Annotated in this window: 20 protein-coding genes and 3 pseudogenes; 18 read left to right on the forward strand and 5 right to left on the reverse strand. The window is 39.0% G+C overall.

From position 1 onward, the window contains the following. Nucleotides 1-91: 91 nt before the first annotated feature. The 10 genes and pseudogenes from F907_RS12950 to F907_RS18755 form a co-directional block, all read left to right on the forward strand. A pseudogene (locus tag F907_RS12950) lies at nucleotides 92-859 on the forward strand (recombination directionality factor); the annotation flags it as partial. A 155-nt stretch (nucleotides 860-1,014) separates the two neighbouring features. Continuing rightward, the gene (locus F907_RS12945) at nucleotides 1,015-1,467 is read left to right on the forward strand and encodes a hypothetical protein (RefSeq protein ID WP_005058242.1); all 453 of its coding nucleotides are present in this window, start codon (nucleotides 1,015-1,017) and stop codon (nucleotides 1,465-1,467) included. 48 nt (nucleotides 1,468-1,515) lie between these two features. Then, nucleotides 1,516-2,715 carry a TolC family protein gene (locus F907_RS12940; RefSeq protein ID WP_005150543.1) on the forward strand — a complete coding sequence of 400 codons (1,200 nt, stop codon included), beginning with the start codon at nucleotides 1,516-1,518 and terminating at the stop codon, nucleotides 2,713-2,715. Nucleotides 2,716-2,725: 10 nt separating this feature from the next. Beyond that, a complete protein-coding gene (locus F907_RS12935) occupies nucleotides 2,726-4,204 on the forward strand; it encodes an efflux RND transporter periplasmic adaptor subunit (protein WP_016651613.1) in 1,479 nt (492 codons plus the stop codon). 11 nt (nucleotides 4,205-4,215) lie between these two features. After that, nucleotides 4,216-7,344, forward strand: a complete 3,129-nt coding sequence (locus F907_RS12930) for an efflux RND transporter permease subunit (RefSeq protein ID WP_005058246.1) — start codon at nucleotides 4,216-4,218, stop codon at nucleotides 7,342-7,344. 11 nt (nucleotides 7,345-7,355) lie between these two features. After that, entirely contained in the window at nucleotides 7,356-7,691 is a 336-nt protein-coding gene (locus F907_RS12925) for a hypothetical protein (protein WP_005058248.1), read from the forward strand. A 41-nt stretch (nucleotides 7,692-7,732) separates the two neighbouring features. Further along, nucleotides 7,733-8,446: a HupE/UreJ family protein gene (locus tag F907_RS12920; protein ID WP_005058251.1), complete on the forward strand. Its 714-nt coding sequence runs from the start codon at nucleotides 7,733-7,735 to the stop codon at nucleotides 8,444-8,446. Nucleotides 8,447-8,457: 11 nt separating this feature from the next. Beyond that, on the forward strand, nucleotides 8,458-9,096 hold the full coding sequence (locus tag F907_RS12915) for a hypothetical protein (RefSeq protein ID WP_005058253.1): 639 nt from the start codon (nucleotides 8,458-8,460) through the stop codon (nucleotides 9,094-9,096). 81 nt (nucleotides 9,097-9,177) lie between these two features. Continuing rightward, nucleotides 9,178-10,485, forward strand: a complete 1,308-nt coding sequence (locus tag F907_RS12910) for an MFS transporter (protein ID WP_005058254.1) — start codon at nucleotides 9,178-9,180, stop codon at nucleotides 10,483-10,485. 88 nt (nucleotides 10,486-10,573) lie between these two features. After that, nucleotides 10,574-10,699, forward strand: a complete 126-nt coding sequence (locus F907_RS18755) for a YHYH domain-containing protein (RefSeq protein WP_000733641.1) — start codon at nucleotides 10,574-10,576, stop codon at nucleotides 10,697-10,699. A gap of 50 nt (nucleotides 10,700-10,749) precedes the next feature. On the opposite strand, the gene chrA is transcribed toward F907_RS18755, so the two are convergent. The 4 genes and pseudogenes from chrA to F907_RS19200 all read right to left on the reverse strand — a co-directional run. Continuing rightward, a complete protein-coding gene (chrA, locus tag F907_RS12905) occupies nucleotides 10,750-12,102 on the reverse strand; it encodes a chromate efflux transporter (protein ID WP_005058256.1) in 1,353 nt (450 codons plus the stop codon). An 11-nt stretch (nucleotides 12,103-12,113) separates the two neighbouring features. Next, nucleotides 12,114-13,025 (reverse strand): chromate resistance protein ChrB domain-containing protein, encoded by a 912-nt coding sequence (locus F907_RS12900; protein ID WP_005150545.1) that lies wholly within the window; start codon nucleotides 13,023-13,025, stop codon nucleotides 12,114-12,116. 301 nt (nucleotides 13,026-13,326) lie between these two features. Continuing rightward, nucleotides 13,327-14,206 (reverse strand): annotated as a pseudogene (locus F907_RS19385) (TIR domain-containing protein). An 82-nt stretch (nucleotides 14,207-14,288) separates the two neighbouring features. Then, nucleotides 14,289-14,513 (reverse strand): annotated as a pseudogene (locus F907_RS19200) (integrase); the annotation flags it as partial. A gap of 1,080 nt (nucleotides 14,514-15,593) precedes the next feature. On the opposite strand from F907_RS19200, the gene F907_RS12895 reads away from it, so the two are divergent. The 6 genes from F907_RS12895 to F907_RS12870 all read left to right on the forward strand — a co-directional run bounded on the left by F907_RS12895 (nucleotide 15,594) and on the right by F907_RS12870 (nucleotide 21,634). After that, nucleotides 15,594-16,130, forward strand: coding sequence for a Csu type fimbrial protein (locus tag F907_RS12895; RefSeq protein WP_016651616.1), 537 nt, complete (start codon nucleotides 15,594-15,596; stop codon nucleotides 16,128-16,130). A gap of 66 nt (nucleotides 16,131-16,196) precedes the next feature. Beyond that, a complete protein-coding gene (locus F907_RS12890; RefSeq protein WP_016651617.1) occupies nucleotides 16,197-16,751 on the forward strand; it encodes a spore coat protein U domain-containing protein in 555 nt (184 codons plus the stop codon). Between the two features lie 11 nt (nucleotides 16,752-16,762). Beyond that, entirely contained in the window at nucleotides 16,763-17,278 is a 516-nt protein-coding gene (locus F907_RS12885) for a Csu type fimbrial protein (protein ID WP_016651618.1), read from the forward strand. Beyond that, nucleotides 17,272-18,099 carry a fimbrial biogenesis chaperone gene (locus F907_RS12880; protein WP_081402435.1) on the forward strand — a complete coding sequence of 276 codons (828 nt, stop codon included), beginning with the start codon at nucleotides 17,272-17,274 and terminating at the stop codon, nucleotides 18,097-18,099. Before F907_RS12885 ends, F907_RS12880 begins: the two co-directional genes overlap by 7 nt. 5 nt (nucleotides 18,100-18,104) lie before the next feature. Next, nucleotides 18,105-20,615, forward strand: coding sequence for a fimbria/pilus outer membrane usher protein (locus F907_RS12875; RefSeq protein WP_016651620.1), 2,511 nt, complete (start codon nucleotides 18,105-18,107; stop codon nucleotides 20,613-20,615). After that, nucleotides 20,612-21,634 (forward strand): Csu type fimbrial protein, encoded by a 1,023-nt coding sequence (locus F907_RS12870; protein ID WP_016651621.1) that lies wholly within the window; start codon nucleotides 20,612-20,614, stop codon nucleotides 21,632-21,634. Before F907_RS12875 ends, F907_RS12870 begins: the two co-directional genes overlap by 4 nt. Before the next feature lie 331 nt (nucleotides 21,635-21,965). On the opposite strand, the gene F907_RS12865 is transcribed toward F907_RS12870, so the two are convergent. Next, a complete protein-coding gene (locus F907_RS12865; RefSeq protein ID WP_016651622.1) occupies nucleotides 21,966-22,562 on the reverse strand; it encodes a LysE/ArgO family amino acid transporter in 597 nt (198 codons plus the stop codon). Between the two features lie 553 nt (nucleotides 22,563-23,115). Here F907_RS12865 and F907_RS12860 point away from each other — a divergent pair. Both F907_RS12860 and F907_RS12855 read left to right on the forward strand, forming a co-directional pair. Next, nucleotides 23,116-24,279 (forward strand): MFS transporter, encoded by a 1,164-nt coding sequence (locus F907_RS12860; protein ID WP_016651623.1) that lies wholly within the window; start codon nucleotides 23,116-23,118, stop codon nucleotides 24,277-24,279. A gap of 242 nt (nucleotides 24,280-24,521) precedes the next feature. Continuing rightward, nucleotides 24,522-25,409: an ArgP/LysG family DNA-binding transcriptional regulator gene (locus tag F907_RS12855; protein WP_005269720.1), complete on the forward strand. Its 888-nt coding sequence runs from the start codon at nucleotides 24,522-24,524 to the stop codon at nucleotides 25,407-25,409. Nucleotides 25,410-25,507 lie beyond the last annotated feature (98 nt).

Below are 25,507 nucleotides of genomic sequence, written 5' to 3' on the forward strand. Positions count from 1 at the left end.
ACCGCTCTTTCTCTAATTTCGGGGGTATAGTTTGGTTTTGTCATCGGGATAGTCTCTCAGAATATTGACTCTCCGACAAACCCGGTACGGTTCAGACGGATGGATTAAGCATCCACTGGATGAACAACTACGAGCTAAAGCACAAAACCAAAAACTCAGAACCATACCTGTACGGATGATCTTCAATGATCCTGATCTCAACTTAAGAGCAGAGTACAGCCTATTTGACCGCCAAACTGGACGTTTAATTTGCTCAGGCAACGGTGAAAGCTGTCAGCGACTTGGACAACATGGGATTGAGCAACATCCATGTCCATCTCCAGATTTATGCCCATTGGCACAAGGTGGATTGTGCAAGCCCTACGGACGACTTTACGTCAATCTGGATGAATCGGATGAGTTTGGCACATTCATCTTTAGAACCACAGGCTTTAACAGTATCCGCACTTTGGCGGCACGGTTGCGTTATTACCATGCCGCATCGGGTGATTTGCTTTCGTGCCTGCCATTGCAACTCACTTTACGAGGCAAGAGCACCACGCAAAGCTATCGCACGCCGATCTACTACGTGGATTTAACCTTAAGGGATGGCATAAACCTGAAAGATGCAATTAGCTCAGCCAAACAGATAGATGAGCAAAGTAAGGCAGCAGGGTTTTATCAGGAAGCTTTAGATCATGTGGCACGGCAGGGCTATGGCAATGCCAGTTTTGAGGTGGGTGGTGAAGAGGGCTTGGATATTGTTGAGGAGTTTTATACGGATGAAACGAAGCCAGAGCAGCATCAACAATCTTATGATCTCACTCATGTTCAGGATATTCAGAAAGGGTTGCAGCAGTCGGTGCAGGCTTTGAATTGAAATGAATTTAATTAGAAAAGAGTACTCGTACTCTTTTTTTGCAGATTTTGGTCTGTAGATAAGAAGATATTCACTTCTAGAATATCTGAGAGATGGATTTACTTTAATAACGCTTTTTAGTATTTTGTTAGCAAATCAGAAGTATGTCCATCGTCATGCGTTCAAGTAGGTTGTCTAAGCTTATACTCGCATTTATCCTGTTTTTGTTTACGATAACAATTACGGGAGTTCATGCGTGGGCACCTGTTTTACTTGAAAATATTGAACACCAACATGAATTAAGTATTGTTGTGGAAGATGATGCATCAAGTCATTGGTCTTTGCAGCACTCAGGTGATTCTTTTACAAGTATGACTGATCATGATGTAGAAACACACACTTGGAAGAATTTTGATGAGCCAATCTACCATCACTCGGTGAAGCCTATTTCTTCTGATAGTGATCTAAGCATAGACCCTGTGTTTATTCTAAGTTTTATCACTGCTCTTATTTTTCTGTTCCTAAAGTTATCTGAACATCAGATTCGGGTATTTGACTTTAGAAAAAGAATATTTATTTTACGTAATTCTTATACCTATACAAAAGCTCTTATTGTTCTAAGAAATTGATTTTTATATACAAAAAATAATTATTCATTTTTTTGTATAGGTAAAGTCATGTCTAAAATTTATCAGCTATTCCTTAGCTGTGGTTTTGTAGTAACGGCAGCAAACGCATTTGCGGAAACGAATTATGCTGAACTACAAAAGCAGGTTATCGCAAGTGATGCTGTACTCAATAGCCTACAGCAGTCCGAGCAAGCTTATGAAATCAACCAAAAGTTTGCTGGCAGATTAAATAATCCTACTTTCAATGTGGAGTTGGATAATCTTGGTAATTCCAAATTGAAGGGTTTGGATGGCTCAACAACCTTGTTAGGGTTGTCACAAGAGATTCCTCTTAGTAATAAACTCTCCTTGAGAAAGCAAATTGCGAGTTTTCAAGGTGATCGTAATCAGTTCGAAATAGCAAAGCGTCAGGCTGAACTCAAAGCAGATTTAAGAATCTGTATGGCGAACTGGTATGTGGCAACTCAACGTGCTGAAGTTTATTCAACAGAAAGCAAGTTTAATGCAAGACAAGCCAATGTTCTTTCGGAAAGGCTCAAGTTTGGGCGAGTCATTCCTTCGGATGCTCAGCTCAGTGCAGCACTTTCATCTGAATCAAAACTACGTTATCAAAATGAAGTGAAAAAGGGGCAGTTTCAGAAGAATCTGTGCTCTAAGTTCACATCGAATCTACCAAGTAACGCTTTAGAAGTTCCTCTAAGTTTTAATTTCACAGACAAAATTAGTTTGGCTGAGCAAGAAGCGTTTCTGAGTTCAAAATTGAAAAAGACACAATTTGAACTCGCTCGTAAAGAAGCAATACCTGATATCACTTTGGGTGTTGGGGTCAAAAACTATCAAGAAACCAATGACAAGGTATTCCAAGTTTCAACCTCAATACCACTCAATATCTTCAACCGAAATAAAGGCAATATTGCGATTGCCCAAGCGGAACAGATGAAAGCTGAAACGCAGTCTGTATGGGTTAGCCGTAATTCTAAAATTGAACTGGAAAACAAGTCCATTGAGGTTTCTAACTTAATCGATGTGATCCACCAATATGATCAAACCGTTTTGCCCGCAACCAATGAAAGTCTTCGCATTGCAGAGATGGGATACCAAGCAGGGAAAAACTCGTTACTTGAGTTCAATAGCATTAAGCAAATTTGGTTAGACAAACATCTTGCTCGATTCGATTTGTGGTTGGCTTTGCAGACAGAAATTGCAGAAGTCGAGCGCAACTACATTACTCATTTAGATCAAGAATAAGGGCAAGAATATGAATAAACCAACCAATACTTTAATGGCTACGGGCATTATTGCCTTGCTTGTCGTGTTATGTGCTGTGGCATGGTACAAGACAGGTCAAAAGACTCAGTCTTCTTCAGCACATGGGGAAGCAACAGAAGTAAAAGTTGCAGTAGCAGGTGACGAGAAAGGACCTCATGGTGGACGTTTATATCGTGATGGCGATTTCTCAGCGGAAGTGAAAATCTTTGAGCAGGGCGTAGAACCACATCTCCGTGTTTATGGGTATTTCAAAGATAAACCGCTTAAACCTGAAGCATTAACGGCAAATGTCTACATCAAACGTTTGGATGCAGAGCAAAATATTCAATTTAAACCAGAGAGTGATTACTTGATCGGTAATGAAATTGTCTATGAACCACATTCATTTTTAATGATTGTCAACGTTGATTATCAAGGTAAAAAACATACGTGGAAATGGGACACCAAAGAAGGTCGTGTCACCATGTTGGACAGTAGTATCAAGAGCAGTGGTTTAGAGCTCCTAAAAGTTGAATCCATGATGTTTGAAAATGCTTTAGAGTTAAAGGGAGAATTGAAGTTCCCTGATAATTTTGAAAGTTTTATCACACCGAAAGCAAGTGGAACACTCATCAAAACATATCGCACGATTGGCGATAAAGTAAGTCAAGGTGATTTATTAGCTACAGTACAAAGCCAAGACTTGATCCGCTTAAATGCTGAGCGTTCTATTGCAGTAGATAATTTGCAATTTGCACGTAAAAAGATGGAGCAAGAGCGAACGTTATTTCAAAAACGAGTATCGCCTGAAATTGACTACATTAATGCAAAGCGTGAATTTGATAATGCTCAGATTCGTGCCAATGAACTGAACAATTTAATCAGCTCTTATGGTGGTTCAGGCAACGGTACAATTGAAGTTCGGGCTGCGATGTCTGGCACAGTCTTACAAGTGCTAGGGGCAGTTGGATCAAATGTCACACCAGCTTCGCCAATGTTTAAAATTGCCAATACATCTCAGTTACTTGCAGTAGTCAATGTTCCTGCGGATAAGCTGAATACAATTAACCCGAATGCTAAGGTGACTGTAAAACCTCAAATTCAATCAGGCACAGAAGAAGCATTGGGGACGATCAAATACATCAGTGATATCATTGATCCAAAAACACGTACTGCTCAAGTCTTTGTTGAAATTGCCAACCAATTTAAATGGCGTTCAGGTCAATTGATCACCGCACATATTTTTGAAAATCAAAGCTTGAAGCCTATGGTGGTTCGTGAAGATGCTTTACAAAACTTCCGTGATTGGGATGTGGTGTTCATTCGTGTAGGCAATGATTTTGAAGCACGTCCATTAGAGTTGGGTGAAAAATATAACGGGTTTGTTGAAGTTAAGTCAGGCTTAAAAGCAGGTCAGGTTTATGCGGCAGGCAATTCTTATTTATTAAAAGCAGAGCTAGGTAAATCTGGCGCTACTCATGATCATTAAGGGGTAGTACTATGTTTGACCAAATTGTTAAGCTTTCGATTAAGAATCGTTGGCTTGTACTGATCGTCTTCCTATTCGTAGCTGCATTGGGTGTTTATAACTATTTTAAACTACCTATTGATGCTGTTCCTGATATCACAAATGTACAAGTCCAAATCAACAGTGAAGCACAAGGCTTGTCTCCTATGGAGATGGAGTCACAAGTCACTTACCCGATTGAAACAGCTTTGGCAGGTATCCCTAATCTTGAATATACACGTTCTGTGTCGAGATACGGTTTATCTCAGGTCACGGCGATATTCAAGGAGGGGACGGACATCTATTTTGCCCGTCAAATTGTCAATGAAAAATTGCAAGGCGTGACACCAACACTACCAAGCGGCATATCGACTTCAATGGGACCTGTTTCTACAGGGCTTGGCGAGATCTTCATGTATACAGTTGAGAATGCCAAGAATAGTCTAAACCCACTTTCACCCACTGAATTAAGAACCTTGCAAGATTGGGTCATTAAACCTCAGCTTCGAAATGTAGAGGGTGTGAATGAAATCAATACTATTGGTGGCTATCTAAAACAATTTGTTGTTCAACCTGATTATGCTTATTTGCGTAGTATAGGGCTGGATCAGAAAGCTATTTTAGAGGCGATCTCTAAGAACAGCATGAACAAAGGTTCAGGGTACATTGAGAAAAATGGTGAGCAGTATTTAATCCGTTCTGATTCTCAAATTAACTCGATTGAACAAATCCAAAATATTCCGATCACGACGAGCAATGGTTATATCCTCAGATTGAAAGACGTTGCAAAAATATCGATTGGTCATGAATTACGGACAGGTGCTGCGACCAAAGATGGGCAAGAAATTGTACTGGGTACAGCGTTCATGCTTATTGGCGAAAACTCTCGAAATGTTGCTCATGCTGTAGATCAAAAGCTACAACAGGTTCAAAAGTCGCTACCTGAAGGTGTTGAAGCGAAAGCAGTCTACAACCGAACAACTTTAGTTGATGCAACGATTCAGACAGTGAAGAAGAATTTACTTGAAGGTGCAATTCTGGTCATTGTGGTACTTTTTCTTTTTCTTGGACATTTCCGAGCAGCCTTGATTACGGCGATGGTGATTCCATTATCCATGTTGATGACAATTACAGGCATGGTTAACCAAAAGATCAGTGCCAATTTAATGAGTTTAGGTGCACTCGATTTCGGAATTATTGTTGATGGTGCGGTGGTTATTGTCGAGGCATCTCTCGCTAAATTAGCCATGAAGCAAAAAGAGTTAGGACGTATTCTGACTCAAAAAGAACGTTTTACGACTGTGTTTGAAGCAACAAAGGAATCTCGAAAAGCGATTCTTTATGGTCAATTGATCATTATTTTGGTTTATCTGCCTGTGATGACTTTGACTGGTGTTGAAGGCAAGATGTTTACACCAATGGCTGCAACGGTAGTTATGGCTTTAGTTGGTGCAATGATTCTGTCAATTACGTTTGTCCCTGCAATGGTGGCATTAGTTACTACAGGTGAAATTAAAGAAGAAGAGTCAAAGATTGTTCATTTTATTAAGAAATTGTATAGCCCAATTTTAGATTGGTCTTTAAATCACAGATATTTACTGATCGCCTTTGTCTCAATATTCTTTATATTCAGTGCAAGTCTTTCAACTCGTTTAGGTTCAGAATTTATACCTTCTTTAGATGAGGGGGATGTGGCATTACATGCTTTGCGTATCCCAGGTACTTCATTAACTCAAGCCGTTGAAATGCAATACACGCTTGAAAAAGAAATTGTGAAAATTTCTGAAGTTCAGACCATGTTTGCCAAAGTTGGAACAGCAGAAATCGCCACTGACCCAGTTCCACCCAATGTGGCTGATAACTTTGTCATGTTGAAGCCACGTAGCGAGTGGCCAAATCCAAAGAAACCAAAAGCGGAAGTCGTTGCAGATATTGAACGAGTAGCTAAAGGTGTTTATGGAAATAATTACGAGTTCACTCAGCCGATTCAAATGCGCTTTAACGAACTTATTTCAGGTGTCCGTACCGATGTTGCTGTGAAAATATATGGTGATGATCTAGGTCAACTACTTGAATCAGCAAACGCTGCCGCTAAAATTTTAGAGGGAGTGAATGGTACTGCTGACTTGAAAGTTGAACAGATGACGGGTTTACCCATGGTATCTGTCGAGCTGAAAAAAGACATGATTGCCAACTATGGGCTTGATGCTGAGGATGTACAGCAACAGGTTTCTAGCCTCATCACTGGTGAGACAGCAGGTAAGGTATTTGAAGGTGATCGAAAGTTCGATATTGTTGTTCGAATGGATCAAAACTCTGTCACAGACTTAGAAAAACTCTATCAAGTTCCTGTGAATCTGCCTGATGGTTCAAGTGTACTTTTATCAGAATTGATCGAGTTAAAAAATGTTCAAGGACCAAACCAAATTTCTCGTGAGAATGGTAAGCGTCGTATCGTCATCACAGCAAATGTCCGTGGTACAGATATTGGTAGTTACATTGCAGAAGCACAATCTAAGCTGAATGCAGATTTTAAATTACCAGAAGGCTACTGGCTGACTTGGGGGGGTACATTTGAACAAATGGAGTCTGCATCGAATCGACTCATGGTTGTTGTTCCAATTGCTTTAATTCTGATCTTTGCCATGATCTACATGGCTTTAGGTAATGTTAGAAACAGTGTCTTGGTATTCACAGGCGTACCATTTGCATTAACAGGTGGTGTGATCGCTTTAGCTTTACGGGATATTCCATTCTCAATTTCTGCTGCCGTCGGCTTTATCGCATTGTCAGGTGTGGCTGTGCTGAATGGCTTAGTTCTTGTTTCTGCCATTCAAAGGCTTCGAGTGCAAGGGGAAAGTGTCATTGATGCGGTGAGACATGGTGCAATGGAACGACTTCGCCCTGTGTTGATTACAGCCTTAGTGGCTTCTCTAGGCTTTATCCCAATGGCTTTAAACGTAGGTATTGGTTCTGAAGTTCAACGTCCAATTGCAACTGTCGTTATTGGTGGGATTATTTCATCAACCTTACTGACTTTGATTATTTTGCCGACCTTATATGTGTGGTTTAACCAAGGTTGGTCAAGAAAATCAAACGATGCTACTGAACAGGTTGTTTAGGGGCATCTTTAATGACAAATATATTGCGAGATAAACAAAGCAAATTTGTGATGATGTGGCTAGTCTGCATGATCAGTCTCGCTTTATGTTTGCACTTTAATGAGCATGTAACTGAAAATGAATTTCAGAGACACGTTTCAATTGACGCAATTCATTCTCATCATCATGAGGTCAGCCAACAACATTCACATGGTCATCAGGATAACTACTATGAACATTTTGTTGGTTATGACGTACTTAAATCGATTGCTTTAGCTCATCTATTAAAGGGGATATCGATTCTAGATTGGTGTAAAGAATATGTTTTTTTGATGATAAGCCGTATTTTTAAACCGCCCAAAAAGTGAATGGATTTTCAATTCATTTTAAATTTTGGAGTTTGATATACATGCAAATTATTGATTCACACATTGTGAAATTAAGTGCTTACATAAAGCGATTACTTACTTTATTCATTACATTGGCAAGTCCTACACTTTTTGCTCATGGTGTAGCAGAAGGTGATAAGGGCTACATTCAAGAAATTTATGGCGTTCATGTGATTCCATTCATCTATTTGGGTGCTAAGCATATGGTCACTGGATATGACCATTTATTATTTCTTGTTGGCATTATCTTCTTTTTATATCGAATGAAAGATATCGGCTTGTACGTCAGCCTATTTGCACTTGGGCATTCGATTACCATGCTCGTGGGTGTTTATTACAATATCTCGATAAATGCTTACATCATTGATGCAATCATTGGTTTTTCAATTGTTTATAAGGCTCTTGATAACTTGGGGGCTTATCAGCGTTGGTTTGGTTTTCAACCAAACACGAAAGTAGCGACTTTAATTTTTGGTCTGATTCATGGTTTTGGACTCGCAGTAAAAATTCAGGAGTATGAAGTTCCGAGTGATGGACTGTTGGCAAATTTAATCTCATTCAATATTGGGGTTGAATTAGGTCAGTTTATGGCTCTGTGCATCATCATGTTATTGATGACGTTTTGGAGAAAGACATCGTATTTCTTTAAAACAGCCTATCAAAGCAATGTCTTCCTCATGTTCCTCGGTTTTTTACTTGTTGGCTATCAACTTACTGGCTTCATTACTCAATAAGGATCTAAATTATGTATAACGCTGAAATTCCAAAAGATATCGAATTACCTTCATCAAGAAAGTTAATTAAATCAACAGCGATAGCTGCCGTTAGTGCTGTGGTCGTGTTGGTTACCTGTGTCATGCCTGCGGAGTATGCGATTGATCCGACGGGTATAGGTAAAGTGCTTGGCTTAACGAAAATGGGTGAAATCAAACAATCACTCGCTCAAGAATCAGTGAATGGTCTCAATGCTCAACAGGTAGTGAATAGTGCTGAAGAAATGTCAGTAGAAACTCCGACTCAAACGGCAATTGATACTGTTCAGATGACCATGCCTGCGATTAATAAAGAGAGCATTAGTATTGAGTTAAAACCTGGGCAGGCAACAGAGGTAAAACTAACAATGCCACAAAGTGCAAGTGTCAACTTTGATTGGAAAGCTGTAGGAGGTGGTCTTAACTATGATACTCATGGTGATCCCGTAAATGCCCCTAAAGGGTTCTATCATGGCTATGGAAAAGGCAAGAATGAGACAACTCAACAAGGTGTCTTAAAAGCAGCTTTTGATGGTAAACATGGTTGGTTCTGGCGTAACCGTACAGAAAATCCAGTGACTGTAACTCTACTTGTAGAAGGACAGTTTAGTGAAATGAAGAAAGTCTTTTAAGCTTTAATCAATCTCCTTGGAATAGTCTTCCAAGGAGATTTAATCGTTATAGATGTCAGATTCTAAAAAGGAATCCATAAAATGCTAGAAGTACTAAAAAATACCACATATCGGCATTTGTTCTTGGCCCAAGTGATTGCACTCATTGGAACAGGGTTAATCACGATCGCCCTAGCTTTACAGGCATACGATATTGCCAAGGGAGAAGCTGCTCAAGTTCTTGGTATTGCTTTGGCAATTAAGATGATTGCTTATATCGGTGTAGCACCTATAGCATCAGCATTTGCAGAGCGCTTACCAAGAAAACAGGTATTGGTTGGATTAGATATTATCCGAGCATTAACAGCTTTGTGCCTACCATTTGTGACACAAATCTGGCAAATCTATATTCTCATTTTTATTCTGCAATCTGCATCTGCTGCATTTACGCCAACATTTCAGGCAATGATTCCAGATGTTCTGCCTGAAGAAAAAGACTATACCAATGCTTTGTCATTGTCTCGACTAGCCTATGATTTAGAAAACATTATCAGCCCAATGTTGGCAGGTTTCTTACTCACTGTCATGAGCTACCATAATCTGTTTTTAGGAACAGTATTAGGTTTTATCGGTTCTGCTTTGTTTGTGGTAAGTGCAAAATTACCAGTCGCCAAAGTGCCTGAGTTTAGAGGTGTTTATAGCCGTATAAAGCAGGGAGCTAAAATTTATTTTAATACGCCGAGACTTAAGGCGTTGCTTGCTTTAAATTTAGCTATTGCTTCGGCGAGTGCTGTTGTGATTGTAAATACTGTTGTATTGGTTCAATCGACATTTAAACTTACCGAAAATGCAACGACATGGGCATTTGGTCTTTTTGGACTTGGGTCAATGTTATCTGCTTTTGTTTTACCAAAGATATTGGATAAATTTCCTGATAGATCAGTCATGTTGACGGGAACAACAATTCTTGTCATTGGACTATTCAGTGGTTCTTTGATTGCATCTTATAATGGTTTGTTAGCACTTTGGTTTGTCCTTGGTATTGGATATTCAGTTTCACAAACACCTACAGGTCGCTTGATTCGTAAGTCTGCATCAAGTGAGAATAGAACATCATTGTTTGCCGCCCAATTTGCTTTCTCTCATGCTTGTTGGCTGATCACTTATCCATTGGTTGGATGGTTGAGTACGAATATAGGCACATTACAGACTTTTATTCCGATGGCTGTTATTGCGATTATTGCTCTCATTCTTGCATTATGCTTATGGACAACTAAAGATGAAGATTTTCTAGCACATAGCCATGATGATTTACCCGCAGACCACGAACATGTGATTCAGCATCAAATTAATGGTGTACATGTGCATGAGTATGTGATTGATGACCATCATCAAAAATGGCCTAAATAATTCTTTTCGACTAATGGCTTAGAAGTAAATCGTTTGTTTGTTGTACAATTTCAAACTTGTTTTATCGTTCAATAAAAAGGGAAACAATATGAAAAAACTAATCTTGGTATGTTTAATGGGGCTTGCGGTAACAAATGCTTTTGCTCATTCAGGTGGTACTGATTCTTCAGGATGCCACACGAATAGTAAAACAGGGGATCGTCACTGCCACTAATGGTATAAAAAAAGGAAGCTAAGCTTCCTTTTTTATTAAAAATTATAAGTTTACGCACCAATGTACAAAATCAAACCACAGAATGCCGAAGCTAAAATGACATACATGACTTTGACTTCAAAATGGAACAAGGCGATGAATGCTGCAATCGCAATAACCATTGCTTCATAGTTGAATGGATGATCGAATCCATTTGGCCATAAAACGTGGTAACTGAAGAAAAGTGCAAGATTTAAAATTACACCAACAACAGCGGCAGTGATTGCCGTCAAAGGTGCAGTAAATTTTAATTCATTGTGGGTTGATTCAATCACTGGAGCACCAGCTAGAATAAAAATGAAAGAAAACAGGAAAGTAAACCAAGTCACAATCACAGCACCCAACGCACCTGCCAAGAACAGATGATCATTGCCTAACAGAGCATGATTAAAGCCACCTAAGAATCCTACAAACGCAACAACCATGATCAGAGGACCTGGGGTGCTTTCTCCAAGGGCTAAACCATCGATCATTTGTGTTGGACTCAACCAACCATAAAAATTAACAGCACCTTGATAAACATAAGGTAATACTGCATAAGCACCACCAAATGTGAGCAAAGCAGCTTTTGTAAAGAACCAAGCCATTTGAGTATAAGCATGATCCCAACCAAGCGTTAAAACCAAACTGAAAATTGGGGCAAGCCATAGGATTGCTCCAATCAAAAGTATCTTAGCTAAATGTTTCCAACTAAATATGGCATGTTCTGGGGTAGGTGTATCATCATCAATTAATGCGGGACCATAATCTTTTTTACCTTGCTGATGTGAACCTCCGCCTGTAAAAACGCTTGGATATTTTTTACTTGCTAAATATCCAATGATCGCAGCCGTTAGAACGATTAAGGGGAATGGCAAGTTAAAGAAAAATATAGAGATGAATGCAAGCGCAGCGATTGCCCATAAAAACTTATTTTTCAACGATCGGCTACCAATCCGATATGTCGCATGAAAAACGATAGCAACAACAGCTGGTTTAATCCCATAAAAAAGACCTGCAATAATAGGAACATCACCAAATTTTACATAGACCCATGACAGACCAATCAGGATAAATAGAGAGGGTAATACAAAAAGGATTCCTGCAACTAATCCACCAACGGTTCTATGCATCAACCAACCGATATAGGTTGCTAATTGTTGTGCTTCAGGCCCAGGCAGTAACATGCAGTAGTTGAGAGCATGTAAAAAACGCTTTTCAGAAATCCAACGTTTTTGTTCAACGAGTTCTTGGTGCATAACAGCGATTTGCCCCGCTGGTCCACCAAAACTAATAAACCCCAATTTAAGCCAAAATAAGAAAGCTTGCCAAAAATGAACTGGCTGTGCTGGTTCTTCATGTACAGCGGCTTGTTCTTGTTCCATGATTATTCTCTTTATAGGTTGGCATATAAGCCATCGAAAATGTGATTTGATAAGGCAAATAGGTGGTCATCGTCACTTATCTGGCTTCTAATTCCTTGAATAACCTTTTCAATACCGATTGCTTCGGGAGGCTCAATTCCACCGACATCTAAGTAATGAACAATTTCAGCAATTTTCTTTAATGCAGGTGTTTCTAAATTAAAACTATGTAAAAGAACTTCGAAGGTCACCCAATGATTGACATGACTGAAAGTTGCACCATCAAAATCGAATCCTAATGCTGCTTCTGGGCAGTCACTTGGCATTTCTAACCAAATGAATGTTGGTGAGGTATCAATAAATGTCTTTATTAGCCATGCAGAGGCTAGACGATCAATCCAAGGTCTTTTACGTGTTGCCCAAATTCTGTTTTGATAACTAGCTTTATCTAGAAGTTGAATATGAGCTTGTATCGCTTGAGGCTCATTCACTTCACCAAGACGTGCAATTGAAAGTTCTAATGAAGATAGCTCATTTAAAACCTGTGCTTGAGTCTCATCGGGGTAGAAGTCAATTTCTACAAGCGCATCGATACTTTTTCTCAGTTTACGAACTTGCTTGAGTAGCTCTTTCTTTTCATCTTTAGTCTGTCGATCTCTTAACTCAGAAAGTTGTTTATAGAGAGTGTCGTATTCTTCTTTTCGATTGAAGAAAGGAGCAAGTTCAAGATTTAAGGGTTGCTCAGCATGAAACACATAAGCAGTTCCTTGTTCTGAAATAACATCATTAGCAATAGGGTCAAACTTTTCACTATGCGAAATAGGGAGTAAGTAGACCCCATCTCTTAGAATTGCTGCGCCACTTGCTTTGAGAGATCGCCAGACTCTCATACGAGTGGTTGTGTTCTGCGTAGGCAATGAGGATATGAGTAAGGATATTTTCATGTAATATACTCAACTTATTTGTTTAATATATTACATATAAAAAATTAAAGGGCAAATACAAAGAAGTGATTTCTTATATCAGAAGAAATATTAAAGTGCGGAAATGACTAAAGAGCAGTTGTTTTTTAAGTTTATGATTTTATATAAATTATTTGGTTATATATTGTTTCAGCACACTTCAATATTTGTGAGTTTAGTACTACTTATCAAAAAAATTGTTTAAATTGCAGGGTGTGCAAAAGTTGACTGAGAATTAGGTTCTTTGTAAATCTCAGTCAAAATTTTAACTCTTAGAAGGTGCTTATCGATTTAAGATGACATCAGCTAATTGATGGGCAATTTCCTCAATACTATTTACAGAAGTATTTAAGGCGACTTTATCAGCTAAATTCGGACTATAATCTAAAACATCATTTTTAGTAATTCTGTGCCAAATCGGTAGAATCATTTTGTGACCATTCATTTCACGGGCTACTAAGCCATCAAGTTCATAGTTGGTCCAGTCTTTTTTTATAAAGTCAGTTGAAAGAACAACGGTACCGTATTTAGAGTTTCGGAGACCACTATCAATTTTACGACGCAAACTATCCCCAACTTTTAACGTGAATTCGTCGTACCAAACTTTTACTCCAAGTTGCTGTAATGTCTCTGCAAGTGGTCTGACAAAATCTTCTTTATCTTCTGAAGCGTGTGAAATAAACAAATCATATTCTGGTTCAATCTCAGGTATTGTATTGTTGTAAGATGGTATTGAAACATCAGTAATGTATTGGGTAGAAGCCTTAATAGCATCAATTTCACGTTTCAGTTTCTTTTGATGTTCAATTTCGTCTTTCTGATGTTTTTTAGTCAGAGCCTCTAATTTTTTTTCTTTCCAGTATTTCTTCTTTTATAAGGTTCTGTTTTTCTTTCAGTAGCTTATTGTCAATATCAGTTTTCTTTTTTTGTAATTCTGAAAGTTTCGATTGTATACGAGCATTTTCTTGTTCTTTTCTATTAATTTCAGATAGCTTTAATTTGAGGGTGCTAGGACTAGTTGTTTTACCTATAGAATTTTGAATTTGTAAAATTTTGGAAGTGCTATCCGCTGCCTTTTTCTGTTCTAAGCTCATTCGATGAGTAATATCAGCTAACTCTTTGTTTAGTCTAGTTATGGTGCTGCTAATAGTTTGTATCGACATGTTCTCTCTACTATAAATATTTTAAAAGATAAGATTATTATTTGAGCTTATTAAATACAAGTCTTACGTATTGCATCATTCTTTAAGGTAAACAACAATATCCAGCCCAATCAGCCATCAGACCTTTCCGTTTTTCAAGATATGCCCCACGTAGATAAGCAGCTTCAACCTCATCTGGTAATTTATGTGCAAGTACCTCACAGACTTCACGAGGGTAATCAGTTTTATCAGCTGACCAGTCGCGAAATGCTGAACTTAAACTGTGTCTAGTGTTTGCAGGACTTTGTTTAGGCTCAATATAGCCTAGATGAACTTATACTGTACTTTATGGCCAAATGATCTTAGAACAAGTTAAGAGGCAAGTGATGAGTTTTTAATGTACAATCATCAAGTCAATTCATAAAAATAATTTTGATGGATTAAATGCCAAAATTATAAGTTGAATTTTTTGTAGTAAAAATAGTAGTAAAAAATTAAATTTAAAATATTTTATATATATTTATCAGTAAACTACCATTCTAATGTGACTGCCACCGCTTCCGCCAAATACGAAAAAGCCCTTATATATAAGGGCTTTTTTCTTGACTACACTTTTGTCCCATATAATAAGCAGCATCAAGTTTCAGATTGAATTGAACGAGAATAAATTGGGATTCGATTTAATTGTCTGTTTTTATTTTACCTAAATGGTGTAAATCCAGATTTTCTGTCAGAGATAATATTTCATCTATTTTTTGTTTTAATTTTCTCAGAAAACTTATTTGATTGAGATGAGTTAATATTGATTTTAATCATCTTTGTATACACTTCTTGTTCTCCTATATTTTCTAAACGTTGATGACGCTTTTCTTAAAAAATTATGATACAGCTTTTCAAAAAGTGATTTGGTGCTTCATTAGCATAAGCTTTTTCTTCACTTGTAATGATTATTCTGTTTGTGCAGAAAACTGAGTCCCCCTTTCTTATATTTTAACGTTTCTGAAATTCGATGAATTATTTTTGTTTTCTTTAATTTTAAACTTATGTTCAATTATCAAAGAATCAAATCAATTCTGGAGCCAACTAAAATAACAAATGATAATTAAAAACTGACCTAAGAAATGGTTCGATATTTATAAAATCGATATTAATGTGAATAACTCAACTGAAAATAAGCTAATGAGATACCCGTTTTACTCTGGGATTTACATAAAAATTACATTTTATTTTTATTTTTATAAGTCTATTTAAATCAGTATTTTATTTTTATTTTATTTCTATATTTTACCGTTCGGTAAATATTTTTCGTAATGGTAAGTTGGCGAATGGTGAAAAAAAGTGTAATAATTGTGATATTAATCACATTTTAACTAATGTTTGTCAATTTTTTTGTTTTTTTGGTGGTGTTATGAAAATAATCTCTAAAACTGCGCTGACTACTCTAGCGCTTTGTGGATTTATTGGCTCTGCTCAGGCTGCAGTTACAGGTCAGGTTGATGTAAAATTAAATATTTCAACAGGTTGTACTGTTGAAGGTTCCAAAATCGATGGCAACATGAACAAATTTGGTACCTTGGATTTTGGTAAGACTGCTGGTAACTGGGATAACGTATTAACTGCTCAGGTTGCTTCATCTGGTACAGGTGGCCATTTGTCTGTAAAATGTGACAGCGCAAATCCAGTAGATTTCACTGTTGCCATTGATGGCGGTGAGCGTAGTGATCGTAGCTTGAAGAATACAAGCGCTGATGATCTGGTTCCGTACAATGTATACCGTGACGCAGCACGTACGAATTTATATGCAATCAATGCGCCGCAGACATTTACTGTTGCAAATGGTCAGGCTCAGGAAGTTCCGATCTTTGGTGCGATTGCCGCAAATACTGGCGAAGCGAAAGCCCAAGGGGATTATACAGATACATTATTGGTAACCGTCAACTTCTAATCACTGTATGTGACAATTGACAGGTTTGTTCTGTGTAACAAACCTGTTTTTATATAGGAGAACAGCATGCATCTGTGGCTTAAACAAAGCTTTGGATTGCTGGTTTGTGGTCTTATCTCTTCATCAGTTTGGGCTGGGCAACTGGCGGCAAAACTGAATACTCAAATTGAACTTTTACCCTCATGTGTTGTAAATAACCAGACTGTACAGAATGGCACTACTAGTTTGAACTTCGGTCAGCTGGATTTTGGTGAAACTACAGCTTCCTTCAATGGTGTGATTAATACTAATTTAAGTAATGGGACATCATCTGGCCTGAAAATTCAGTGCTCAGGAAATTCTTCTATTAAAGTTACTTTCGGTGCTGGGCAGCATGATAATAAAGTCCCCGCAGCATTCGTTGCAAATTATTTTCGTGCAGTGAGTAATGGTAAGGACTTTTTAGCTTATAACCTGCTGTATGGTACGAATAAGCAGATCCTAGGTCCAAATCAGTCTATTACCCTGAATAATAATGGACAAGTACAGACTCTGGATATTTTTGGACAGACTGTAAATAACGGTCAGCCTGTTTCACTTGGTCATTACACTGACACCATTCCAGTCACTATTGAGTTTTGAAAAATAAAACCATGAAAAAATTAGGCCTGAGTGTTCTGCTATTGCAGATGATTCCTTTTGTATATGCGGCTGATCCACAAACGAGTGCAAATTTTAAAGTACAGGCGACTATAGAAAATGGATGTAGTCTGAGCAATATTGAACAGGTCCTTGATTTTGGTCGTCACCCAGTGACATCTCAGGACAGAGTGAATGGTCAGGTGATTAATACGGCCCAAAGCTGGAATCTTCATTGTACCCAGCACTTGCCAGTGAAGGTGATGCTGAATGGGGGGGATAATTTTTCTGCTAATATCCGGCGTATGAAGCATAACTCGCTGAATGAATTTGTTTCATATCGTCTTTATCAAAAAAATGATTTGAAAGATGAATATATTAGTGGCAATACGTACTCAATGACACCTGCAACTGATTCAAATCCGATTCTGAATTTTTCTGTATATGGTGTTGCCGATCTGAATAACAATAATCAACCAAGATCAGCTGGCCTATATAAAGATACTGTCGCAATTACGATTACATGGTGATGTCTATGAAGCTAAATTTAAACCCGCTCAAAATGGGTCTCCACGGTTCGCTGTTGATGGTTAGTACACTGTTTGCCAGTTCCACTGCATTTGCACAGGCTACTTTTCTCATTTGGCCAATTTATCCAAAAATTGAAGAAAATGAAAAAGCTGCTGCTGTATGGCTGCAAAATACTGGTAAATCTGATGCCATGGTACAGATTCGAGTGTTTAAGTGGAATCAGAACAATCAGCAGGATGCCTATGATGAGCAGACTGAAATTATTCCAAGTCCACCAGTTGCCAGAATTAAAGCAGGTGAAAAACACATGCTACGTTTGACTAAAGCAGCCACTGTTGTTGATGGAAAGGAGCAAGCTTACCGGATTATTGTGGATGAATTACCTGTTAAGCTTAACCCAGATGCGGATAAGGAAGCATCCAAAGTCAGTTTTCAGATGCGCTATTCTATTCCACTCTTTGCCTACGGTAAGGGTTTGGGAAGCGGTTTAACAGAAGCCTCTCAGAAAACCAATCTGAAGAATCCGCTGGCAAAACCAGTACTAAGCTGGTGGGTGAAAAATAATGCACAGGGTAAGCCTGAACTTTATATTAAAAATTCAGGTTTAAAATTTTCCCGACTTTCTGGTATTAAATTGAGCCCTGCTTCACAGCAGATGGCTTTAGGGAATGCTGCTTTTGGTTATATATTGGCACAGAGCACGATGAAGTTTGATCTGGATGCCAATCTTCTGAAAAGCCTGAATAGTCAAAGTACCTTATACGGGGTAGACAGTTCAGGGGTTAAGCAGGAGTTGATTGAGATTAGGAAAGAAGGGTAAGTTTAGTGAGTCATTTACCTGAGTTCCGGCATAATGCATTACACCGTAGTTTGGTGTTGCTTCTGGTGTCAGGCACGTCTGTGTTTGTTTCTGATGTTTACGCAAATGGTTTACCTCCTCCCCCAAGAAGTGTAGCTGAAGTTGATCAGCTGTTTAAACTTTATCTGGATTTAATCGTGAATCAGTATCCGACACAGCAGGTCGTGCCAGTTATTGTGAAAGGGGATCATTATTTTATACAGCAGTTTAAGATTAAAGAATTACAGATTAGTATACCTAAGGCCGCTCAACAGCCACAGCAGGAAAAAACACTGACTGATTTGGACGTACTGACGTTAGGCTTTTCTGGAACAGCGTCTGACTGGATTGATCTGGGGCAGGTGGCAGGACTCAAATATAACTATAATTCAGCTCAGCAGCATTTTAGCCTCGATATACCTGCTGAGTGGATGCCCGTGCAGATGCTGGGGCGAGATTCCTGGTATAAACCAGAAACAGCAGAATCTGGTATTGGATTGCTAAATAACTATGATTTCTACAGTTATCGCCCTGAAACTGGTGGTTATAATAGTACGCTTTTTACTGAGCAGCGTTTTTTTTCGCCTTATGGTGTGTTAAAAAACTCGGGCATCTATAGTAAAGCGGATTATAAGGCGACAAGTGAAGATAACACTCCGAGTCAGGATGGCTATCGTCGTTATGATACGACTTGGCAATATGATCATCAGAAAAGTGCACTCTCATTTTTAGTGGGGGATGTTATTACTGGAAATAAAAATTACTGGGGTAGTTCGGTTCGTTTAGGGGGACTGCAGATTCAGCGGAATTTCAGTACACGTCCAGATTTGATCACTTATCCATTACCGCAGTTCAGGGGGCAGGCCGCTTTACCAAGCACAGTAGACTTGATGATTAATGGTCAGAAGGCGAATTCCACCGATGTACAGTCAGGACCTTTCATTTTAAATAATGTACCTTTCATCAATGGTAAAGGCGAGGCTGTTATTGTTACGACGGATGCAGTAGGCCGTCAGGTTACAACTGCAGTCCCATTCTATATTTCCAACGCACTTTTAAAACCTGGGCTATTTGATTATTCCCTGTCATTGGGTCAAGTTCGTGAAAATTATGGGATCAAAGATTTTTCCTATGGTCGGTTTGCAGCTTCTGCTGATGCCCGTTATGGGGTAAGTGACTGGTTTACTGCTGAAGGCCGAACAGAGTTTTCAGACCAAATTCAGCTGGTTGGTTTAGGGTCTGTGGTCAAGCTTGCTAATCTGGGGGTGTTTAGTGGTTCAGCCAGTCAGAGTTGGGCTGATAGGACATTTAACAGGGCTAGTAGTCAGAATCTGAAAGGAAATCAGTATACAGCTGGATATAGTTATAATCAGAGCCGTTTGGGATTTAGTATCAACCATACGCAGCGTGATCAGAATTATTATGATCTTTCCAGGCTACAATATACCGATTTAATTTCTGTAAACAGCAATAAAAGTACGATTGCCAATACTTATTTTGCTACGGAAAAGTCGGGTACTTTTGGGGTTGCCTATATTCAGACCAAATCCAATAGCATTGAAAATAAGTTAATGAATCTGTCATGGGCTCCTATTTTGCCTGCTTATATGCGAGGTGCGACTATTTCCCTGAGTGCTAACCGGGATTTTGTTGAAAAAGACTGGAGTGCAGCATTTCAATTGTCTATTCCTTTTTCATCAAGAAGCTATTCTACAGTCAATTCTGGTTATAGCTGGCAATCTAGTGGAGATTATGGCTATGTCAATTTTAACAAGGCGGTTCCTCTGCAAGGCGGTTTTGGTGTTGACCTGACACATCGCTTCAATGAAAACAGTGATAGCTTTAATCAGGCACGTCTAAACTATCGTAATCAGTATTTTAATACCGATGTCGGAGTTTCTGGCGCCAGCGATTACAATTACTGGCTTGGATTATCCGGTTCAGTCGTTGTTATGTCCAAAGGTATGTTTGCATCAAATCGTTTAGGTGAGTCCTTTGCCCTGATTGACACCAATAAGGTTGCAGATGTACCTGTCAGTTATGAAAATAGCCTGATTGGACGCAGTAATCGTAAGGGGTATATTTTTGTGCCTTCAGTTACCCCTTATTATGCAGCCAAATACAGTATTGACCCGATTGATCTGCCTTCAAATTATAATGCAACTCAGGTTGAGAACCGCATGGCGGTCAAACTGGGGTCGGGGATCGTTGTAAAGTTCCCAATCAGACAGTCATTTGCTGCTAATGTTTATTTAGTGAAGAACGATGGGGAGCCAGTTCCAGTCGGTGCTGTGGTCCACCGGGCTGACTACGAGTCAAGCTATGTTGGGATGGATGGTATTGCTTATCTGGAAGATTTGAATGCCGAGAATAGCATTAAGGTTAAGCTCCCTGATCAAACGCTGTGTGAAGCCACTTTCCCCGTCGATTTACAGAAAGCTCAGAACCAGATTGCTGTAATTAAATCAGTCACCTGTCATGAGGTAAAACAACCATGATCCCATATTTTTATAAGACACTGCTGGGGAGTTCACTGTTCCTAAGTTTAATGTCATTGGGTAGCTGGGCTCATGCAGACTGTAATGTCAGCTCAAGTGGTAACGTTACGATTGCTCAGATTCCGTCAATTGCACTGACTGAAAGTGGGATACAGTCTTCTCAATTCAGTGCTGGTCTGCAATGTACTGGTTTTAGTTTGGGAGTAGGAAACAAAACCTATCTCAAATATAGAGTTGACCAAATGCCAGTCAATTATGTCAACAGTCAGACAGGCGATACTCTGACGGCCAACTATCTAGATACGGACAATAAGCCTATCACTCGGGGTCGGGAAGTGGATATGAGCCAGACCTCTTTAATTAACTTTTTTAATGGTCCGGATGGCTCTATTCCCTTTTATGTCAGAATACCCGCGGGTCAGACAGTGTCACCTGGTACTTATTTGGCAGAAACACCCTTTAAAGTAAAATGGTATTATTCTGTACCAGCCTTGGCTATTATTGGTTTTGGTTCTTTTTATGAAAGTCCAGGTTTTAAGCGGCCTGGTATCTTCTCAAGTCTGAACTGGGGTAGTGGCCGAGACTCCTCGATTAATTTAAAAATAGAAGTAAAATCGGACTGCCGGATTTCAACCAGTGATGTCAATTTTGGTACCGCGGCTTTTGCAGCTGCCTTTGAGCCAGTTAAGACCTCCATGGGCGTGCGCTGTTCAGCAAAAACACCATATTATGTCAGTCTGAATAATGGTCTGTATCCAAGAAGTGGTAATCAACGTGCCATGAAATCAGAATCCAGTAATCATTATTTAACTTATGATATTTATAAAAACTCCACTACTGAACGTTGGGGGAGTAACAGCGAACGCTGGTCTAGCGCTTCAGCGACTACCAATGCTGGTAATTATGACGGCAAAACACAACAAGGATATGCATTCACTGCAAAAATTTTAGAGAGTAATCCAGATAATTTACCCGCTGGAACGTATCGGGATACTGTTACTATTCAGGTAGAGTTCTAAGATCGTGTACTGAAGGAAGGCTTTATTCTGACCGTAAAAACTTACCCAACAGAATGATTGAGCTGCTCTTATTTAATTGGATGATCACTATTTTATCGCGGGTCAAGTTTTGAGTTTTTGTCAATAAGTGCTGCATAGGCTACGTTGCTTCTACAAAAAATTAGAGACAGCTAGATTAGACAAGGCGGGTGACTGACTAATATTTTAAGTGTTCGAAAAATATATGTTAATAGTATTTTTGGCTATCTTCAGCCAGTTGCTACACGCACACTATTTCTGCCAAAAATAAAAAAGCCCTTGTTGAAATAAGGGCTTTTTATGGTTTGATGGTTTAGATAATTAATTTGGTTGCAATCGCCCACATCATCAGGCCAACCAACACATCTAAAACTCTCCACGAGCTGGCCTTTTTAAACAAAGGCAATAAAACTCTTGCACCATAGCCGAGTGCAAAAAAGAACATCCATGAGGCCAGGATTGTACCTGCCGCAAATAAATAGAGCTGATCCACAAACTGTACCGAAATCGAGCCGACCAGAATCACGGTATCTAAATAGACATGTGGATTGAGCCAAGTAAAGGCAAGACACATCCCGATAATTTTAAGCAATGAATCTTTTTCAATGTCACTTGGGTTGAGTGCAGAACTATTTTTTATGGCTGAATAAAAATTTCTAAGTCCATAGAAAAATAAAAAAGCAGCACCGAAATATTTGGCGATCGTAACAATCAAAGGAAAGTCGACCACGATTTTAGAAAAACCTGTAACCCCGAGATAAATCAAAATAGAATCTGAAAGTGCGCAGATTAAGCAGACCCAGAAAACATGTTGCTGCTTCAAGCCCTGTTTCAGGACAAAAGCATTTTGTGCCCCAATCGCTAAAATTAAAGAAAAGCCGATGCCAAGCCCATAGAAAAATGCAGTCATATTTTAGCTCCTCAATCATGTCGGTAGTCTGTACTGGCTTTGGATTGAAAAGAATCACAGTGTCATTTACAGATGAATTTAGGCAAAAGCAGTCCGTCTAACGCTTGGATCAAGTGTTAGAGGCTTTTCCTGTTGAAATTTACTCTTGGCTATTATCTTTTTTTATTTTTAAAAGTCAGTAAAATTAAGATTGTTTGAGTTTGGCTAAATTTTTTTAAGGATTATATCCTGGATAAGAAAACAATGTGACATATTCTTTTGTGGTCGCTGAAGAGGAGGTGTTTTGACGTTGTAAGAAAGCCAATGGCGTGTGCGATAGATCGTGCTTGCAGGTTTACTCGTCTGAGATTTATAGTGCTGAATAAGCGTATAGAGACAGCTTTGTGTAACAAATCGACTTAAAATAGTGTTGTCCGAATTTCCCCCCTTATTTTTCCATTATTCCCCCTTATTTTTGGAATCATTTTAAATAAAAATTAAAAACAGTCGGCACAGGAAGTGTTCGAGGCAATAACCAAGCAAACATTTAAAAAAATAAGTCAGTGAGTCAGGCATGGACCTCAATCATAGTATCCAGAGTGTAAACAATCTAATGCTCAGCAAAACACGAAAAGTGATTGCGCTTGGTTTTGCAACACAAGGACTTGGCTACGCTACTGTGATGACCGCACTCCCCACGATAAAAGGCCGATTCAAGCTTTCGGATGATCAGTTATCACTGATTATTCTGGGGGTATGCATTGCAGCGGCACTCGGTTCAATTTTAGCTGATCGGATAGCAGTCAAACTTGGATCACGACTTGCTGTTGTGACGGGTTTTATTTTTGAAGCCATCGGAATCGCAATTGCTGCATTGAGTCCCAATGTGATCCTGATGATTGCTAGCTTTTTACTTTATGGGCTTGGACTCGGCTGCTTAGATGCAGCACTGAATATGCAAGCTGTTATGATGGAACAGCGGCTTGGTAAAAGTGTCTTTGGTGGATTCTTTGCTTGCTATACAGCGGCTGCATTCTTAGGTGCATTAATGATGTCAGCCACTGTTTCAACTACATTTGGAGCAACGACAGCATTATGTATTGCGGTATTGATTGCATTGCTCACCTCGCAACTCTCTAGACACTGGTTATTTCAGCAGAAACAAGGCTCAGAATTACATCCGCAAGAGAAACCAGCAATTCCATATCAGCAACTTCTCATTTTTGGGGTGATTATTTTGATTGTATTTACGGTCGATTCCGCAATCAGGACATGGAGTTCAATTTATCTCAAAGATGTTTTAGCAAGCCCTGCAACAATTGCTCCCTTAGGTTATGCAGCGTATCAAATAGGAATTTTACTCACACGCTTAAGTCTTGATTATTTGTTGCAATTTAAAACAGCGACCTGGGTTGCTTTGGTCACACTCCTGATCGGCGCATTAGGTTGTGTATTAGCTGGAATAAGCCATTCATTAATGCCCGTTATTTTAGGTTTTGCACTGGCTGGTGTCGCTGTAGGCGCATTGGTTCCACTTACCTATTCTGCTGTAGGCCGTTTAGATGAAAGCCGACGGGATGAAATTATTGCTCGTGTGAATATTTTTAATTATGGCGGCGCAGTCGCAGGTGCGGTCATCGTTGGGTTGTTGGCAACACCTTTTGGTTATGCGCCGTCGTTTATAGGTTTGGCATTTGCCTTACTCAGTATTATTTATTTGAGAAAGAGATTGGGCTGATCTACATCAATCAGGACCAAGTCCTTTGTGCTAGTCAGGATTAGGGGGAAATCGGCAACGATCTTGAGAAACTAGTAACGCCAAGGTAACCAGAATTCGAACTGAAAGTAGCTAGAACCATTGTCGAAGGAATGGGAAATTTTTCAGATAGAAAATTTAACTGTTAGGGTTATCTTTTTTTATTTTGGAAATTTAGTAAAATTAAAGGTGCTGGGGATTTCCTAAATTTTTCTAAGGTTTATATGCTGGATAATAAACAATGTGAGGCCTTTTTTGCGGTTGCAGAAAATGGAAGCTTCGAACAGGCTGGCGTGAAACTTTATATTACTGCTTCAGCCGTAACCTTGCGGGTACAAGCACTTGAAAAGGAACTGGGGCAATTATTGCTGATTCGTGGTCGTCCCTGTGTACTCACGCAAGCGGGGCAGCAATTGTTTGAACATTTGCAGCATATAAGACGTTTGGAACAAAATTTATTACACGGTTTGACGGGGAGTGCCGAGTCGAATTTTTTTAAGACGGTGATTGGTTCAAATGAAGATTCTTTAGCAACATGGTTACTTCCAGCACTAAAAGAAGTTTTATTGAAAGAAAAAATTGTGATTGAGCTTAGAACCGATGATCAGTCTCATACTTATTCATTATTGGAGAGGGGAACGGTCAGTGCCTGTATTTCGATTGAGGATAAACCGATGCGGGGCTGCAATGCTGAATATCTCGGTGTGATGCGCTATAGAATGGTTTCAACTAAACACTTTCGAAAAAAATGGTTTGCTGAAGGGGTGCATAGAGAGAACCTCCGGATGACGCCAGCCATTATCTTTAATGAGAAAGACCGTATGCATTTCGATATCTTGGAAAAAAGATATGGTTTGATGAAAGGAACCTATCCTTGTCACTTGATTCCATCATCAGAGTCTTTTGTTACTGCGATTAAGTTTGGGCTCGGCTATGGCATGGTGCCTGAATTGCAGCTGAATGCTGAAAATAAAGAAGATGGACTAGAGGAGTTATTGCCTGAAGCAAAAATCGAAATTCCATTATATTGGCATCACTGGACTCAACAATCGAAACCTTTGCAGCTTCTTACTGAGCATATTGTAAATCATGCTCGATTAATTTTGGCCTGAGATGAGAGAATAACAATAAAAAATATTATATCATGTATAGAGTAAGATTTTAAATGCATGAGCTAACATTACTTCTAAAACGTTTAATTGGCGAAATG

The sequence above is a fragment of the Acinetobacter colistiniresistens genome, from assembly GCF_000413935.1.
Lineage (GTDB): Bacteria > Pseudomonadota > Gammaproteobacteria > Pseudomonadales > Moraxellaceae > Acinetobacter > Acinetobacter colistiniresistens.

Bases quoted from the DNA above. Each gene is read 5' to 3' on its own strand.
- F907_RS12945 (WP_005058242.1), top strand. From the start codon at position 1,015: ATGCGTTCAAGTAGGTTGTCTAAGCTTATACTCGCATTTATCCTGTTT.
- F907_RS12940 (WP_005150543.1), top strand. From the start codon at position 1,516: ATGTCTAAAATTTATCAGCTATTCCTTAGCTGTGGTTTTGTAGTAACG.
- F907_RS12935 (WP_016651613.1), top strand. From the start codon at position 2,726: ATGAATAAACCAACCAATACTTTAATGGCTACGGGCATTATTGCCTTG.
- F907_RS12930 (WP_005058246.1), top strand. From the start codon at position 4,216: ATGTTTGACCAAATTGTTAAGCTTTCGATTAAGAATCGTTGGCTTGTA.
- F907_RS12925 (WP_005058248.1), top strand. From the start codon at position 7,356: ATGACAAATATATTGCGAGATAAACAAAGCAAATTTGTGATGATGTGG.
- F907_RS12920 (WP_005058251.1), top strand. From the start codon at position 7,733: ATGCAAATTATTGATTCACACATTGTGAAATTAAGTGCTTACATAAAG.
- F907_RS12915 (WP_005058253.1), top strand. From the start codon at position 8,458: ATGTATAACGCTGAAATTCCAAAAGATATCGAATTACCTTCATCAAGA.
- F907_RS12910 (WP_005058254.1), top strand. From the start codon at position 9,178: ATGCTAGAAGTACTAAAAAATACCACATATCGGCATTTGTTCTTGGCC.
- F907_RS18755 (WP_000733641.1), top strand. From the start codon at position 10,574: ATGAAAAAACTAATCTTGGTATGTTTAATGGGGCTTGCGGTAACAAAT.
- chrA (WP_005058256.1), bottom strand. From the start codon at position 12,102: ATGGAACAAGAACAAGCCGCTGTACATGAAGAACCAGCACAGCCAGTT.
- F907_RS12900 (WP_005150545.1), bottom strand. From the start codon at position 13,025: ATGAAAATATCCTTACTCATATCCTCATTGCCTACGCAGAACACAACC.
- F907_RS12895 (WP_016651616.1), top strand. From the start codon at position 15,594: ATGAAAATAATCTCTAAAACTGCGCTGACTACTCTAGCGCTTTGTGGA.
- F907_RS12890 (WP_016651617.1), top strand. From the start codon at position 16,197: ATGCATCTGTGGCTTAAACAAAGCTTTGGATTGCTGGTTTGTGGTCTT.
- F907_RS12885 (WP_016651618.1), top strand. From the start codon at position 16,763: ATGAAAAAATTAGGCCTGAGTGTTCTGCTATTGCAGATGATTCCTTTT.
- F907_RS12880 (WP_081402435.1), top strand. From the start codon at position 17,272: ATGGTGATGTCTATGAAGCTAAATTTAAACCCGCTCAAAATGGGTCTC.
- F907_RS12870 (WP_016651621.1), top strand. From the start codon at position 20,612: ATGATCCCATATTTTTATAAGACACTGCTGGGGAGTTCACTGTTCCTA.
- F907_RS12865 (WP_016651622.1), bottom strand. From the start codon at position 22,562: ATGACTGCATTTTTCTATGGGCTTGGCATCGGCTTTTCTTTAATTTTA.
- F907_RS12860 (WP_016651623.1), top strand. From the start codon at position 23,116: ATGGACCTCAATCATAGTATCCAGAGTGTAAACAATCTAATGCTCAGC.
- F907_RS12855 (WP_005269720.1), top strand. From the start codon at position 24,522: ATGCTGGATAATAAACAATGTGAGGCCTTTTTTGCGGTTGCAGAAAAT.